Source organism: Streptomyces sp. NPDC093510 (assembly GCF_040683555.1).
In the GTDB taxonomy this organism is placed as follows: Bacteria; Actinomycetota; Actinomycetes; order Streptomycetales; family Streptomycetaceae; genus Streptomyces.
In genome coordinates this window covers 424,788-440,669 of the sequence record NZ_JBFBEE010000002.1, presented here as the reverse complement: position 1 = coordinate 440,669, position 15,882 = coordinate 424,788, and the positions used below count along the sequence as shown (strand labels likewise).

Here is a 15,882-nt window from a genome sequence, read left to right as displayed (position 1 = left end):
CGGTCCGCTGACCCGAACCTCCTCCCCCAGCGGACTGTTACGTACCGCAAACAGGCTCCGGGCCAACCCGGCCGCGTGCGGCGCACTCTCCCCCGGCATGGGGACACATGCTCAGGGGAAGAAGTCGCGCCGCCGCGGCCGGCGCCGCCTCGTGGACTACCCGCGCGCCGGCCGGAGCGGCCCTCGGCGCTGGCTGCCCTCGTGGCGCCAGCTCCTCGGCTCGGCGGCGCTGTTCGTCACCGCGGTCGCCGTGCTCTTCATCTGCGTGTACGTCAGCGTGGACATTCCCGACGAGAACGCGGCGGCCCGCCGCGAGGCCAACGTCTACTACTGGTCCGACGGTACGCAGATGGTGAGCACGGGCGAGGTCAACCGGCAGAACGTGGAGCTGGACCAGATCGCCCCGTCCGCCGTCGACGCGGTCATCGCCGCCGAGAACGAGACCTTCTACGAGGACTCGGGCGTCTCCCCCAAGGGCCTGGCCCGCGCCATGGTCAACATGGTGCGGGGCAAGGAGACGCAGGGCGGTTCCACCATCACCCAGCAGTACGTGAAGAACACCTACCTCTCGCAGGACCAGACGGTCACACGGAAGGTCAAGGAGTTCGTGATCGCGCTGAAGGTGGACCGCGTGAAGAGCAAGGAGGAGATCCTCAAGGGGTATCTCAACACCAGCTGGTTCGGGCGTGGCGCCAACGGGATCGAGGCCGCGGCCCACGCCTACTACGGCATCCCCGCGAAGAAGCTGTCGCCGAGCCAGGGAGCGATGCTCGCCGCCATGCTGAAGGGCGCCGAGCTGTACGACCCGGCGGTCAGCGCCGCCAACCATGAGCGGGCGCGGCAGCGCTGGGCGTGGATCCTCGACCGGCAGGTCGACGTCGGTCTGATGTCCGCGAAGGAACGGGCGAAGTACCGCACCTTCCCCGAGCCACGCCGGCAGTCGCGCTCCACCAGCCTCGGCGGCCAGACCGGCTACCTCGTGGACATCGCGAACCGGTACGCCAAGCAGCACACCGGCCTCACCGACGAGGAGCTGGCCCGCGGCGGCTACGAGATCCACACCACCTTCGACAAGGACAAGGTGCGCCGCCTGGAGCGTGCCGTGCGGCGCGTCCTCGACCGCGACCTCGACCCGAAGGGGCGCGCGGCCGACCGGCACGTGCAGGTCGGCGCCGCGTCCGTGCGGCCCTCCGACGGGGCGCTCGTCGCGCTGTACGGCGGGACCGACGCGACCGAGCACTTCACCAACAACGCCGACACGTCCGGTGTGCCGGTGGGCTCGGCGTTCAAGCCGTTCGTGCTGGCGGCGGCGTTGCAGCACGGGGTGTCGGGGCACGATGCGCCCGTCGCCGAGGCCCGCTTCGACGGCCGGGTGCCCGACGTGCGGCAGAGCGTCCTCGCCGACAGCCACTACGCGGCCGACGGCACACTGCGTCCGGCCGACGGCCTGTCCGACCCCGACCGTCCGACGCTCCGCGAGGCGCTGGTGTCGGGCGGCAACGCCACGTACGTACGCCTCGGCAAGGACGTCGGCCGGGACACGGTCCGGCGGACGGCGGTCGCCGCCGGGTTGCTGCGGCAGAGCATGGCCCGCCTGGAGCCGACGTTCTCCATCGGCACGTCGACGCCGAGCGCGATCCGCATGGCCACCGCGTACGGGACGTTCGCGAACGACGGGGTGCAGCGCGACCCCTACTCGGTGACGAAGGTCGTGAAGGACGGCGAGGCCCTGCCCGGCCTGACCCGGCCGTCGTCGCGGCGCGCGCTGGACCCGCAGGTCGCGCAGGAGGTCACCGACGCGCTGCGGGCGGGCGGCAAGAAGCTGGGAGTGGACGCCGCGGTGGGCCGGACCGGCGACCAGGACCGCCTCAGGTCGGCCTGGTTCACCGGCTTCACGAAGGACCTGTCGACGGCGGTGACGATGTTCCGGGTGCGTCCCGGCCAGCCGCAGCTGATGCCGATGTCGGGCGTCGGCGGGAAGACGTCGCAGCGCGGCAACGTCCTGCCGCCACGGATCTGGCAGGAGTACCAGGGGTAGAGGGGTAGAGGGGTAGGCGGCCAGGTACCAGGGACAGGTGGCGGCCGGGTCCGCCCCGTGCGCGTTCCGTTCGCGCTCCGTGTGCGCCCCTTCCGTGCGCGGTTCCCCCACTGCCTCCCCATGCAGCCCAGGAGTCATCGGCCTGTCCCGCGCCTATTCTGAGGAAGCATGGAGGGGGATGCGGTATCCGCGGAAGGTGGCGGCAACTCTTCGCCGGCCCATTCGAGTTGGCGGGTCCGGCTGCGCCGGTGGGCCGCCTCGGGGAGCGGTGACGTCCTGGGCGCGGGCGTACTGTTCGGCACCGACCGGGTCCTCACCTGCGCGCACGTGATCCGCGACCCGGCGACGGGGCTGCGGCCCGACCGTGTGCAGGTCGAGTTCCCGCTGCTCCAGGGCCTGCCCCGCACCCCGCACCGGACGGCGACCGTGGAGGCCGGGCACTGGGTGCCCTCCTTCGGCAAGGCGCAGGGCGACCTCGCGGTGCTCGTCCTGGACGGGCCGGCGCCCGTGCCCTCGCCGGTCACGCTGCACCGCACGCTGGACTACCGGGGCGCCACGGTCCTCATCGACGGGTTCCCCGAGTACCAGTCGGGCGGGCAGTGGCTCACCGGGGCGTGCAGGGGGCCCGGCGGGGAGGGCGACGAGCGGGTGCAGATCGATCTCACAGGGGCCGGGGCGGGGGGCGAGTCCGGGCGTCGGCTGCGGGGCGGGTTCAGCGGGGCGGGCGTCCGGGAGGAGGGCACCGACCGGCTGCTCGGCATCCTGGCGCAGGCCGACGAGCGGGGCGAGCACGGGTACATGATCCCGGCGGCCACCGTCGCCAAGTACTTCCGTCGGTTCGCCGAGCGGTACGTGACCGGGCCGCACGCCATCCCCGGCCACCGCGTCGTCTCGGCGGACGCCGCCCGCACGGCCCGCCCGCACGGCCTCCAGCGCACCGTCACCCGCTGGCTGAACGGCGACACGGACGCCTGGGACACCGAGGTCCTCTTCATAGCCGAGGACGACGACCGGGCCCGCCAAGCGCTCTACGTCGTCCTCAACATGGCCGACCGCGAGCAGTCGCCCCAGCTGGCGGTGCGTCCCGTGGAGGCCGGCGCGGGCGGTGACTCGCTCCTGTCGCGCGCCGGTATCGCGCCCCGGGTCGGCAGCATCGGGCTCGTCCTCGACCTGGAGGGCGCCACCCTGGAGGACCCCGGCCAGCCGGAGCTGCGTGAGGCGCTCGCCGTCCTGCGGCACGAACTGCGGCACGCGGCCGGACGTCACAGCGCGCCGCGCCGCCCCGCCGTCGCCGTGCTCTACGCCGACCGGTCCGCCACCGAACCGGCCGTCGCGGTCCGCACCCTCGGCGAACTGGCCGACGCGGGAGCCCGGTTGCTGCTCGTGGTGCGCTCCAGCACGCACGGCTTCACCTACGCCCTGGCGGAGAAGCTGCTGCCCGCCGAGCGGGCCGCGCAGTGGCTGCAGCGCATCGGCACCCGCGTCGACGCCCTGGCCGACACCGAACGCAACGCCCGCCGCCTCTTCCACCGCGTCGAACCGCACGTCGTCGACCCGCCGGTCGCCACCGGGTACGCGGCGCGGGCCGCACTGTGGACGGTGCAGCTCAGCAACGAACTGCGGCCGCTGACCTGCCGGGGCGGCCCGCACCTCCTGGAGAAGCTCTCGTACGCCGAACAGGCCGTGGACACCTACCTGTTGCGGGCCGAGCGGGCCGAGAGCGCGCTGCGCGAGGTGTTCGACGAGCATCTGCGGCTGCGCGGTCTGCTCCGGGACCATCTGGCGCGCCTGGCCCGGCGCGGCCTCGCCGAGCACCCCGACGCCGTGGGTCCCTACCGTGCGGCGCAGCAGCTCCTGATGGCGGGCCCCTGTCCGCTGGCCGACGCCGAGCGGGCGGTGACGGCGTTCGCACGGGTGGTCCGGCGTCTGGCCGATGCGGGCGGTGACGCGTGACGCCGGTCAGGGCCTGCCCGCACCCCGGCTGTTCGGGCACCGTCACGCCGACCGGCTACTGCCTGGCCAGCGGCGAACGCGTCGACCCGGACACCGGCCTTCACTCGGCCGCGGAACGGGAGTGGCCGGGCAGCCGCACGCCCCGCCCGCCGTCCGGCACCGCCACCAGCACTGGCACTGGCACAGGCACAGGCACAGGCGCCCCGGTCCGCTCCGGGCCACCGCCCCGCTCCGTAGCCCAGGAGTCCTCCCAGCAGTGGATCGTCGGCCCGGGGGTCGCCGCTCCCCCGCCGCGCCCCGCCCGCGTCGCCCTCCCGGGGGAGAACCCCGACCCCACGGTCCTGCCCGAGATCACCCTCCTGGACCGCGCGGACAGCAAGGACACGGATGCCACCGACAGCTCCGGCCCCGCCGCCCTCAGCGGGCTGCCGCTGCCGCCCGGCACCCTCCTCGCCGGGCAGTACCGCCTCGTGCGGCCGCTCGGGTACGGCGGGATGGGCGAGGTCTGCCTCGCCCACGACACGAAGGTCGACGACCGTGCCGTCGCCGTGAAGATGCTGCACGCCGAGCTCGCCACGGACTCGTACAGCCTCCTGCGGGGCGAGCGGAAGGAGCTGGTGGAGCTCAACCACGACGGTTTCATCCGGGTGTTCAACTACGGGCACCACGCCGGGGTCGGGGACTTCCTCGTCCTCCAGTACGTCGACGGGCTCAACCTCGAAGAGGTGCGGGCCCGCGCGCACGAACACCCCGAGGAGTTCGGCCGCGAACGCTTCCTGGAGTTCGTGCTCGCGTACGGCGTGCGCATCCTGGCCGCGCTCGCCCATCTGCACGCCCCCGAACGCGGCAAGGTGTACGGCGACCTGAAGCCGCCGAACGTCATGCACGACGGCTCCACCACCAAGCTCGTCGACGTCGGCAGCGTGCGCCGCGCGGGCGCGCCCGGCCTCACCACCGCCCTCTACCGCGCCCCCAGCGTCGGCCCGCACGGCGAGTCGCAGCCGCAGGACGACCTGTTCAGCCTCGGCGAGACGCTGCGCACCCTGTGCGGCATCGGCGCGACCCGCCACGACCTGGCGGACCTTGCGGCGCTCGACCCGCTGAACGACGCCCCCGCCGGCGGCGCCACCGGCGGCCACCGCGGCCTCGGCCTGGTCTCCCTCGCCCGTGCCCTGCGCCGCGCCACCCGCACCGGACGCGCGGGACGCTTCGCGACGGCCAGAGAGATGGACGAACAACTGCGGGGTGTCTTCCGGGAGTTGAGGTCCCTGCGGACGGGCGCCGAGACCTTCGAGCCGTCACCGCTCTTCCTCCAGTCCGCGCACGCCCTCGACGGCGGGCTCGGCGCCGCCCCCGACGTATCGCGCTGGGCCGACCCGCCGCCCGCACCCAGGCACCCCGCACCCGCCCCGCCCGAGGTGGCCCGGGGGCTGCCCGTGCCGCGCCCCGATCCGGACGACGACCACCACGGCGAGCTCAGCAGGCTCGGCGACGACGACCCCGAGGCGCTGCTCCAGCACACCGGCGACTGGCGGGACTCCCCCGAGGTGCACCTGCTGCGGTGCAGGCTGCGGCTTCGGGTGGCGCTGCGTACGGACGGCGGGTCCCTCACCGGCGCCGAGAGCGCCCTCGCCCTGGCCGAGGACGCCATAGGGCCCGCGTACGGACCGCACGACTGGCGGCTCGACTGGCACCGGGGGCTGCTCGCGCTCGCCCGATCCCAAGTGCCCGAGGCGCGCGGCCACTTCGACCGCGTCTACGGCGCGATCCCCGGCGAGTACGCGCCGAAGCTGGCCCTCGGCTACTGCGCGGAACGCCTCGGGCGCCTGCACGAGGCCCTGACGTTCTACGAGGCCGTGCGGCTGCGCAACCCCTCACTGGGCAGCGCGGCGTTCGGCGCGGTCCGGGCGCGGCTCGCCCTCGGCGGACCCGACGCCCTCATGGACGCCATCGCCGCGCTGGACGCGGTGCCCCAGCACTCACGGCACCGCACCGCCGCCCGCACGGCCGCCGTCCGCATCCGCGTCGACCACGCGCGGGACGCCGACGGCCTGGCCTCGGCGGTGCGCGCGCTGGCCCAGCTCTTCTCCGCGCACGGCCTGACCGACGAACAGTCCCGTCTGCGGATGAAGGCGGAGGTGTGGGGCGCGGCGCGCCGCATGACCGCAGCCGAGCTGCGTGCCGTCGCCGCGCAGGCCGACCCCTTGCTGGAGTTCCCCGCGGACGAACACGGCCTGCGCACGGACCTGTCCCGCTTCTACCGGGGCCTCGCCCACCAGGCGGCCCGCGACGCCCCGGCCACGGAGGACGGCACCGGCATACCGCTCGCCGAGATCCTCCTGGACCGCGCCTACGCGGTACGCCCCTACGGCTTCCTGCACTCCCGATTCGGCAAGGACTTCCCATGGCTGGGCAAGAAGATCAGGAACCGGCCGTCCCGGTCGGCCTGGAAGTGAGCCAGGTCGTCGAGCTGCCCCGGCCCCGCACACCGGGCGGGGAGGAGGCGGCCCGGATGTACGCCGTCCTCACGGTGACGGTCCGCAGACCGGGCGCCGCGCACCCGCGGGCCGCCGCCACCGTCCGGGACCCGGCGGCCGGGCCCCGGCTCGCGGAGGTCCTGCTCATCGACCACTCCTCCTCGATGGTGATGCCGCCGAGCCGCCTCGCCGCCGCCCGCGCCGCCGCCGTCAGCGCCCTGGCCCGCCTCCCCGACGGCTCCCTGTTCGCCCTGGTCGCGGGCGGCGACAGGGCCGCCATGATCTACCCGAGACGGCCCGGCCTCGCCGTCGCGCACGCCGAGTCGCGGGCCGCCGCGGAGGCCGCCCTGTACGACTGCACGCCGGGCGGCGGCACCGCGATGGGCACCTGGCTGGAGCGGGCCCGCCAGCTCTTCCGTGAGCTGCCCGCCCCGGACGCCGGCGGCTGCGTACGCCACGCGCTGCTGCTCACCGACGGCAAGAACGAGCCCGGCTACGAGACCCGCGCGGAGCTGCACGAGCGCGTCGAGCGGTGTGCGAGGGTCTTCGCGTGCGACGTGGTGGGCATCGGGGACGCCTGGGAGACCGACGAACTCCTGCTGATCGCGCGGACGCTGGGCGGCCGCACCCGTGCCGTGGCGGATCTGACGCGGCTGCCGGACGAGCTGGCCTCGCTCACCGGACGGGCCGCCGACCGCGACGTCACCGGCCTGCGGCTGCGCCTCTACCACCGTGCCGGTGTGCGCCCGCACTCCTTCGAGCAGGTCCATCCGACGCGGGTCGCGCTCGTCCCCGACCACGTCGACCTGTCCGGTGTCGGGACGGGCGCGGGCGGGCCCGTACACGAGTACGACCTCGGTCCGTGCGGCGAGGAGACCCGCGCCTATCTGCTCTGCGTCGGCGTGCCCTACGACCCCGCGCAGCTCGGCAAGGAACTCCTGCTCACCGAGGTCGAACTCGACACGGACAGCGCGGCCGGCGGGCCCCGGCCACCGCAGCCGCAGCCCGTGCTGATGCGCTGGACCGACGACGCCGACCTCTACAGCAGGCTGGACCCCCAGGTCGCCCACTACCGGCACGAGGAGGAACTCCACCGCACCTTCGAGGAGGCCTGCGCCGAGCTGAAGCACGGCAGGCGCGCGGCGGCCGAGACGCTGCTCGGCACGGCCTGGCGGCTCGCCGTCGAGACGGGCGACACGGCCATGCAGGAGCATCTCCGCCGCCTTGTCCACGTCCGGGACAGCGCCCGGGGCGCTGTCGAACTCCGCGACCGGATCACGAAGTTCGACGTGGAGGCGGCCCGCATCCAGTCGAGCACGACCGTCCTGCCCGGCACCGCCCGGTGAGGGCCCTCTGGCGCTCCCTGCGCCGCCACGCGTGGCCGGAGCCCCTCGGCGGACGCCCGCGCAACCGCGTCTACCTGCGGGAGCGGCTGATCGCCCTGCCGCTGCTCACCGTCGTCGTGGCCGCCACGTTCGGGTGGGCGTACGCGGACGTCCGCGCGGACTCGGCGGCCCTGCGCGACAGTTTCGCGCCCGCGCTCGTCGGCCTGGCCGAGGCCGAGACGTCCCTGCGCATCGCCGACCGCGAGGCCGGGGAGAGCCTGCGCGCCGGGGCGGCTGTACAGCTCAGCGGACTGAGCAAGCGGTACAGCCTGCGCACCACACGCGCCGTGCAGCGCCTCAACCTGGTGGCCCGCAGCGGCGCCCTGACCACCGCCGAACGCCAGGAGCTCGACGTCGTCTCCGGGCTCGTCGTCGACTACGGCAACTGGATCGCCTTCGCGCAGTACAACGTCGGCGTCCCCGCGCTCCGCGACGCCGGACTCTCGTACGCCCGCAGCATGCTCTGCTCGACCCCGGCCCCCGCCGAGAAGACCGGCAAGGACGGCTACCCGCCCTGCCGTCCCGACAGCGGCTCGGACTCGGACGCGACCGCCGTCGTGGACCGCATCTCCACCCTGGAGGACCGGCTGCGCGGCAGGCTCGCGGACCGGGCGGCGCTCGGCGGCGGCGTCATCACCGCGGGCGTCGTCGCGGGGTTCGCCCTCGTGCTCCTCACTCTCGGCCTGTGGCGCACCCAGCTGTTCCTGCGCCACCGACTGCACCTGCACGTCAGCGTCCCGCTGCTGGCCGCGGCCCTGCCGCTGCTCGCGCTGCCGTTCCTGACCGCCGACGCCGTGCTCGCCCACCGGGCGCAGCAGCGGGTGGTGTCCACGGCGGACGAGCTGTCCGCCCGTACGTCACCCGCGATCGAGTCGACCATCGACGAGAACCCCTTCGGCGACCACCACCCCCTGCTGATCGGAACTCTCAAGGAGCGCGTCCGCCACGACCTGTCCGAGGGCCGCCTCTCCTCGCTGGACGGGGTCGCCCCGTGGGTGACGCCCACCGGTCTGCTCTGCGCGTCCCTCATGGGCGTCACGCTGCACGCCTACCGCCGCGAGTACGTCCTCATCTCCCGGTCAGGAGCCACCGTATGAGCCGGCCGCACACCGTCTTCCGTGCCTTCCTCGCGGCCTGCCTGCTGGCCGTCACCGCCGGGGCCTGCGGCGGCGGGCGGCCCGAGACGCTCGTCGTCCTCGGCCCCTGGACGGGCCCCGAGGGCGACGCGTTCGAGGCGATGCTGCACCGGCTCGACGACGGCACGGGCCAGTCGTACACGTATCAGGGGACCCGCTCCCTGCGGGAGACGCTCGTCGCGCAGCTGGAGGCGGGCGACCCTCCTGACGTCGCGATCCTCAACAGCATCGGCGAACTCACCGAGTACGCCCGCGGCAACCTCCTCACCCCCCTCGACCGGGCCGCCACCGCCCGCGCCTACCCGCCCTGGGCGCCCCGCCTCGACGTGAACGGCATGCGCCGCACCTACTGGGTGCCGCTGAAGGTCGACCTCAAGAGTCTGGTGTGGAGCAAGGAGGGCCGGCCGGCCACGGACCCCGAATGGTGCGTGGGGCTGGCCTCGCAGGCCACCTCCGGCTGGCCGGGCACCGACTGGATCGAGGACATCCTGCTCCACCAGGCGGGCCCGGACGTCTACACGGAATGGGCCGTCGGCAAGCTGAAGTGGCGCGACCCTCGGGTCCGCAGAGCGTGGAAGACGTGGGCCCAGCTCCTCGGCGACCGCGACGAGAAGTCGGTCGACCAGTCACTCACCACGTCGTACATGGGGACGGCCGGCCCGGCGAAGGACGACGGCGGCCCCCGCGGCCTCCTCGACTCCTCCCTCACACCCCGCTGCACCCACGAGCACCAGAGCGCCTTCATCCGCTACGTGTACGCGGACGAACGGGTCCGCGTCGACCCGGCGGCGGGCTTCCTGGGCGGCCGGTCCGCGTACGACGGGGCCTATGAGGTGGCGGGCGACATGGCCGCCGTGTTCTCCGAGGACCCGGCGGCCCGCGCCCTGGTCGACCGCCTGTCGAGCAAGCGGGCCCGCACGCTCTGGCGGGCCGGGGCCGCGGACGGACTGCGGCCGTTCTTCCCCGACCCGACCGACCCCCAGCCGACCGACCCGACCGGGCGGCGCATCGCGGAGATCCTCACCGGAAAGGCGCGGACACTCTGCTTCGACGCCTCGGACGTGATGCCGCCGGGCGTGCGCGACGCGTTCCACCGGGCCGTCCTGCAGTACTTCAGACAACCGTCCGGCGACCGGCTCGACGAGCTCCTCGGCCACCTGGACACCGTGCGCACGGAGGCCGCGGCGGACGCGGGCCCGGGACGGCTGCCCGAATCCGGGATCTGCGCGCCGCCGGGCGGCTGAGTACCGGTGTCCGACGCGTCAGCGGGCCAGCTCCTCCGGGCAGGGCGTGCCGCGGGGCAGCTGGTAGGGCGAGCCGAGGCGGTAGGTGCCGGCCTTCGGGGCGAGCAGCTCGACCCACTTGTCGCCGGCCTGGTCCTCCTTGGCCTCCATCAGACAGCCGTTGACGTTGTCGTACTTCTTCGGCCGCTTCTCGTTCAGCGCCCGCTGCCGCTTCGACGCCTCGGTCTCCTGGGGCCGCTGCACGCCCTTGCCCTTGGCGTCGACGACGCTCAGCCACGGCGAGTACGGGATGCGGATCAGGACGCGGCCCGGCTTGTCGACGCGGAGCGTCATCTCGCCCTGCTCGGCGCGCTCGACGACGGCGTTCGGCTCGGCGAGCGGCGTCGGGTCGGTGACCTCGTACAGCTGCCAGTTCGAGTCGACCCACACCTTCTTCAGATACGGCAGTCCGTCCGTGATGAGCTGCGCCTCGCGCTTGCCGCCGTCGCCGTCGGGCTCGCCCTTGGGGAGCGCCACGTAATGCACGGACCAGCGCTGCAGCCACTCGTGGTAGTTCGCCGAGTTGAGGGTGTCGTCGTAGAAGAGCGGGTTGCGCTCCATGTCGGCCTGCCGGTTCCAGCCCCGCGCGAGCTGTACGTACGCGGGGAGCGCGGACGCCTCGCGGTGGCTGCGGGCCGGCACCACCTCGACGCGGCCCTTCGCGGCACCCCGCTCCTTCAGCTCGTTCACCAGGGGCGAGACCTCACGCGTCCAGGAGGCGTCGGACCGCGTGTGCACGATGTCGTCGACGGCCTTGAACCCGATCCAGCCGGTGAAGCCGACGAACGCCAGGATGATCACGTACCACTTGCGGGACTTCGGCACGGTGTACGGCAGCGCGGCGAGCAGCGCGACGCCCGTGAAGCACATCGCGAGGCGCGAGATGTTGGAGCCGATCTGCGAGCTGATCAGCCAGACGCCGAGCACGAACGCCGCGTACACGGCGGTGGTGATCCGCACGGTCTTCCACTGCTTCGGCACGGCGAAGTAGACGAGGGCGGCGCTGATCAGCGGCAGCGACGCCGAGCCGAACGACATCGGCTGCGTGCCGGAGAACGGGAAGAGCCACGCGGAGAGACCCACCACGATGGACGGCGCGATGCCCAGCGCGTACGCGCCCGGGTAGCGCTTGCTGAGGAACAGCGCGACGGCGACCATCCCGACGAAGAGCCCCGCCACCGGGCTGCCCATCGTGGCGAGCGCCGCGAACGGGGCGGCGACCAGCGCCTTCGCCCACCGCTTGTACCGCCAGCGGTGCGGCCAGCAGAAGACGGCGGCGACCGCCATCAGCGCGAACATCTGGCCGAGGCCGTAGGTCACCCGGCCCGACACGGCGTTGCACAGCAGCGCGAAGAGGCCCGCGACGACGGGCCACCACAGCTGTTTCACCGCGCGGCTGCGCATCAGGATCATCGTGAGCAGCGCCGCGGAGGCGGTGCCGGCGATCATCATCGTCGTCCGCACACCGAGCACCGACATCAGGTACGGCGATACGACGCTGTACGACACCGGGTGCATGCCGCCGTACCAGGCGAGGTTGTACGCCGAGTCGGGGTGCCGGCCGACGAACTCGGCCCAGGCGTCCTGCGCCGCGAGGTCGCCGCCGCTGTTGGCGAAGGCGAAGAACCAGACGACGTGCAGCACGGCGGCGACCGCCGTCGTGATCGTCACCGGGTGGCGCAGGAAGCGCTTCTGCCAGGAAGCGGGGGGCCCGCTCTCGGTCGTGCGGCGCTGGGCCGGCAGCTTTATTCGCGCACCGGTGCGGCGAGCGCCGCCCTGCTCAGGCGCGGCGGCGGCGTCGTCGGCGCGCGTCGGCTCCGCTGTGGCCACTGGAGGCTCTCCCCGTGTCGTCCCTGTATCCGGAGTACCCGGGGTGTCGTGCCGACGAGAGTTCGTCCCGGAACTCTCGTCCTCCGCCCCGGCGTACTGCCCCCGAGATTGTGACGCTAGCACGCACGCGCGAGGGGAGGCCCGGGGGCGGGCCTCCCCTCCTGGTGCTCGGCCCCGGCCTCAGCCGACGCGGGTCAGCTTGGCGCCGAAGCCCGGTTCGCTGAGGTCCTTCTGCAGTGCCACCGGCACCTCGACGGCCTCACCCTTCCCGTCGCCGACGCTCAGCACACCGACCTCGGTGCCCGCCTTCGCCGTGTGCGGGAGGCTCTTGCCCTTCTTCTCGTCGAGCCGCAGCTTCACGGTCAGCCCGGACCAGCCCACCGCGGACACGTCCTTGGCCGCGACGAGAGGCGTCGTACCGCCCAGACCGTCGTCCAACTGCCCGACGACGTCGCCCTTCTTCACGATGGTCTTGGCGGTCAGGGCGTCCTGACCGGCCTCGATGAGCTTCTTCGTGACGTCGGTGACCTGGTCGATGTTGGCGACGCCGTTGCTGCCGTACTGGCCGAGGGCGGCACCGATGATCGTCTGCGTCTCCCCGCCGACCTTCTTCTCCGCGGCGAAGAGGATGTTGCCGCCGGCCGCGGTGGTGGTGCCCGTCTTGATGCCGATGGCGACGGTCGGGACGAGGCCGAAGAAGTTCTTCTGCTTGTCGCCGTTGAGGTCCGTGTAGGCGGGCTGGCGGGAGATCTCGTTGAAGACGGGGTTCTCCATGGCCGCCCGGCCCAGCTTCACCAGGTCCTCGGCGGTCGAGACGGTCGTCTTGTCGAGGCCGCTGGGGTCCGTGTAGTGGGTGTTCTTCATCCCCAGCTCCTTGGCGGTTTTGTTCATCTTGGCGACGAACGCGTCCTCGGAGCCGCTCTTGGTGTCCCAGCGGGCGAGCAGCTTGGCGATGTTGTTCGCGGACGGCAGCATGACCGCCTGCAACGCCTCGTACTCGGTGATCTTCTGGCCCTCGGTGACCTTGACGACGGACTCGTTGGCCGGCTTGCCCGTCTCGTAGTGCTTCTGCGCGGCGGCGTCGACCGGGATCTTCGGGCCGTCATCGCCCTTCTTCAGCGGGTGGTCGCGCAGGACGAGGTAGACCGTCATGACCTTGGCGATGCTCGCGATCGGCACGGGCTTCTGGTCGCCCGAGGTGCCGAACGTGCCGATGCCGTTGACGTCCATCGCGGCCTGCCCGTCGGCCGGCCACGGCAGGCTCGGCTTGCCGCCCTCGAAGGACACGGACTCCTGCGCGGTGAGCTGCAGGGTGGGCGTCGGCAGCGGACGTACGGCCTGTACAACTGCAAAGACGACCACCAGGAGCAGCACCAGCGGCGTCCAGATCTTGACCCGGCGCACCGCGGTGCGGACCGGAGTCTCGGGCGGCGGCGGGGTGTTGGTCAGCTCCGCGAGCAGGTCGATCGGGGGCTTGGGCGGCAGCGGCTGCTGAGTGGTGCGCTCCACCGGCGGGGGCGACGCGGGGCCGGCCGGGGCGGACGCGGAAGCGGCGGCCCACTTGGGGGCGTCCTTCGCTCCACCCTTGGGCTCGGCCTTGGGGGCCGCCTTGGGGTCGGCCTTGCCCTCTGCCTTGGGGGCCGCCTTGGGGTCAGCCTGGGGGTCGGCCTTCGCGGCGGGCTCGGGCTTGGTCCCCGACTTGGGGGCCGTCTTGGGTGACTTGGGGGCCGTCTTGGGCGCGGTGCGGGAGGACGGCTCGTCGAGCGGCTTCAGCGCGACGAACTTGCTGGTCCGCTCGGCGTCACCCTCAGGCTTTGCAGTGCCCTTTGCGCCCTTTGCGTCCTTGGCGTCCTTGCTCTCGGGTTCCTTGCTCTCGGGGTCCTTGCGGTCCCCCAGCTTGAGCATGGTGGTGGGCTGGTCGACGGGCTTGCCGGGGGCCTTGGCGGCAGGCTTGTCGTCTGCCTTGTCCCGTGCTGCCTTGTCGGCTGCCTCGGCCGCGGCTTGCGCGGGCAGGGCCTTGAAGACGGCTGTCGCCTGGTCTATACCGGTGGTCTTGGGAGCGTCGCTCTCCGGCTCGGGGGTTTCGCCCTCGGCCTCGGCGTCACCCTCGGCGTCGTCGGCGCTGGTCTCGGCGTCCGCACCCGCATCCGCGTCGGCGTCCGTGGCGTCACCCGAGGCTTCGGCCTCGTCGGAACCTTCCGCTTCCGGCTCCGGCCCCGTCTCGTCCGAGGTCGCGACCCACGCCGCCACCGCGTCCCGCAGCCGCGCGTCGCCGTTCCCCTTGCCCTCGCTCTTGCCTTCGCTCTTGCCGTCGTCCTTGCCCTTGCCTTCGCCCTCGGGTGCCTCCGCGGGCTCGTCAGAGCTGTCGGAAGTGTCAGAGCTGTCAGAGCCGTCGGAACCGGCCGCCGCCTTCGCGACGTCCTTCGTCGAGAAGACGGCGGTCGCCTGGTCCTCCCGTACCTGCGGCGTCTCGCGGGTCATCGCGAGACGCGGGTCGCGTTCCTCCGGCACCGGCTCGGAAGACTCCGCCCCGGTCGGGTTCCCCGACGACTTCCGCTGCTTCGATCTGTCGGGGGTCTCGCCCGCCACCGATGCCTCCTCGTACGCCATGCCGTTTGCCGATGCTGATGCTTGCCGTGTGCTGGCCGTGCGCCAAATCCGGCCGGACCCCACTGTCCGAACCGTGTACCAGTGTCCTGTGTGAGGGCTTAACCCCCGTGGTAGACGAGAACGACATACCTACTGGTTCCCGTACATCCCGCCCACGCGCTCTCGACAGACCAATGTGAGAGGGGTCACCCTGTCATTCATCCACGCGGGGAGGCATGGATGGGCAGGAGCCGCAGAACAATTCCGGAGGAGCTTCTGCTGCTCGCTTTGGACCCGGCCACGGGCACCACAGCGCAGCCGCAGTCGCTCGACCTCGGTCTGGCCGGAGCACAGCTAGTGGAGCTGGCGCTGGCCGGACGGATAGCCCCAGACGGGGATCGTATCGCCGTGGTGATGCCACGGCCGACCGGAGATCCGACTCTGGACTCCGCACTGGAACTGCTGCGCAGGCGCGGCAGCCCGGTTCGGGCGGTCCACTGGATCGGCGGGCCCCGACTGGGGCTCCGCCAGACGTACCTCTCGCACCTGGAACGGTGCGGCATGGTTCATGCCGTGGCGGGACAGATGTGCGGGGTACTGCCGACGACTCGCTACCAAGCGACGGAGACGGCCATCAGCCGGGAAATCAGGTCCCGGCTCGATTCGGCGATCCGCACCGGTGTACCGCCGGACCCGCGGACCGCAGCGCTCGCCGCCCTGGCCCACGCGGTCGGTCTCGGCAAGCATCTGTACCCCGGGAACGAGGGGCGTTCATCGCGCTCCCGGCTCCGGGACCTGATCAGGCACGACCCCATGGGCGGCCTCGTGGCACACGCCGTGATGGACGTCCAGAACGGCGTGGCGGCTCAGCCGCGCCGCAGCGCCGCACCGGCGGGTCCCGCGGGACCGGGCGGTGTCCGGCAACCGGCCAGGGCGACAGCGGACCCCGGAGGGGTGCCACTGCAGCCGCGCCGCGGATCCATGGCACGCGCCGTCGCTCACTGAGCACGGCTCACGGCACCGACGCGTGACCACGCACCACCATCGCGTCGGCACGCATCACGCATCACGCATCACGCACCACCCTCGCGCAACCGCTCAGCACCACCCGCATCAGCGCCGCACCGCAGTCCCCAGACCCGGTTCGGGAGCCGCTGGGCCGCGCGGGGAGTGGCACCGGACCGTCCGGAC

9 protein-coding genes are annotated in these 15,882 nt (G+C 72.9%); 7 read left to right on the top strand and 2 right to left on the bottom strand.

Translation table 11 applies throughout. The features are described from left to right. Window positions 1-97: 97 nt before the first annotated feature. From AB0N81_RS04325 to AB0N81_RS04300, 6 genes are all read left to right on the top strand, one after another. Window positions 98-2,038 carry a transglycosylase domain-containing protein gene (locus AB0N81_RS04325; RefSeq protein WP_365355513.1) on the top strand — a complete coding sequence of 647 codons (1,941 nt, stop codon included), beginning with the start codon at window positions 98-100 and terminating at the stop codon, window positions 2,036-2,038. 168 nt (window positions 2,039-2,206) lie between these two features. Further along, window positions 2,207-3,991, top strand: a complete 1,785-nt coding sequence (locus AB0N81_RS04320; protein ID WP_365355511.1) for a serine protease — start codon at window positions 2,207-2,209, stop codon at window positions 3,989-3,991. Next, on the top strand, window positions 3,988-6,447 hold the full coding sequence (locus AB0N81_RS04315; RefSeq protein ID WP_365355509.1) for a tetratricopeptide repeat protein: 2,460 nt from the start codon (window positions 3,988-3,990) through the stop codon (window positions 6,445-6,447). The genes AB0N81_RS04320 and AB0N81_RS04315 overlap by 4 nt, the downstream gene beginning before the upstream one ends. Next, a complete protein-coding gene (locus AB0N81_RS04310) occupies window positions 6,396-7,814 on the top strand; it encodes a vWA domain-containing protein (protein ID WP_365355507.1) in 1,419 nt (472 codons plus the stop codon). Before AB0N81_RS04315 ends, AB0N81_RS04310 begins: the two co-directional genes overlap by 52 nt. Continuing rightward, window positions 7,811-8,950 carry a hypothetical protein gene (locus AB0N81_RS04305; protein WP_365355505.1) on the top strand — a complete coding sequence of 380 codons (1,140 nt, stop codon included), beginning with the start codon at window positions 7,811-7,813 and terminating at the stop codon, window positions 8,948-8,950. The genes AB0N81_RS04310 and AB0N81_RS04305 overlap by 4 nt, the downstream gene beginning before the upstream one ends. Continuing rightward, a complete protein-coding gene (locus tag AB0N81_RS04300; RefSeq protein WP_365355503.1) occupies window positions 8,947-10,233 on the top strand; it encodes an extracellular solute-binding protein in 1,287 nt (428 codons plus the stop codon). Before AB0N81_RS04305 ends, AB0N81_RS04300 begins: the two co-directional genes overlap by 4 nt. 18 nt (window positions 10,234-10,251) lie before the next feature. Here the strand turns inward: AB0N81_RS04300 and AB0N81_RS04295 are convergent, their stop codons facing one another. Continuing rightward, a complete protein-coding gene (locus AB0N81_RS04295) occupies window positions 10,252-12,102 on the bottom strand; it encodes an MFS transporter (RefSeq protein ID WP_365355501.1) in 1,851 nt (616 codons plus the stop codon). 180 nt (window positions 12,103-12,282) lie between these two features. Then, entirely contained in the window at window positions 12,283-14,712 is a 2,430-nt protein-coding gene (locus AB0N81_RS04290; protein WP_365355499.1) for a D-alanyl-D-alanine carboxypeptidase, read from the bottom strand. 219 nt (window positions 14,713-14,931) lie between these two features. On the opposite strand from AB0N81_RS04290, the gene AB0N81_RS04285 reads away from it, so the two are divergent. Continuing rightward, the gene (locus tag AB0N81_RS04285) at window positions 14,932-15,696 is read left to right on the top strand and encodes a GPP34 family phosphoprotein (RefSeq protein WP_365355497.1); all 765 of its coding nucleotides are present in this window, start codon (window positions 14,932-14,934) and stop codon (window positions 15,694-15,696) included. Window positions 15,697-15,882 lie beyond the last annotated feature (186 nt).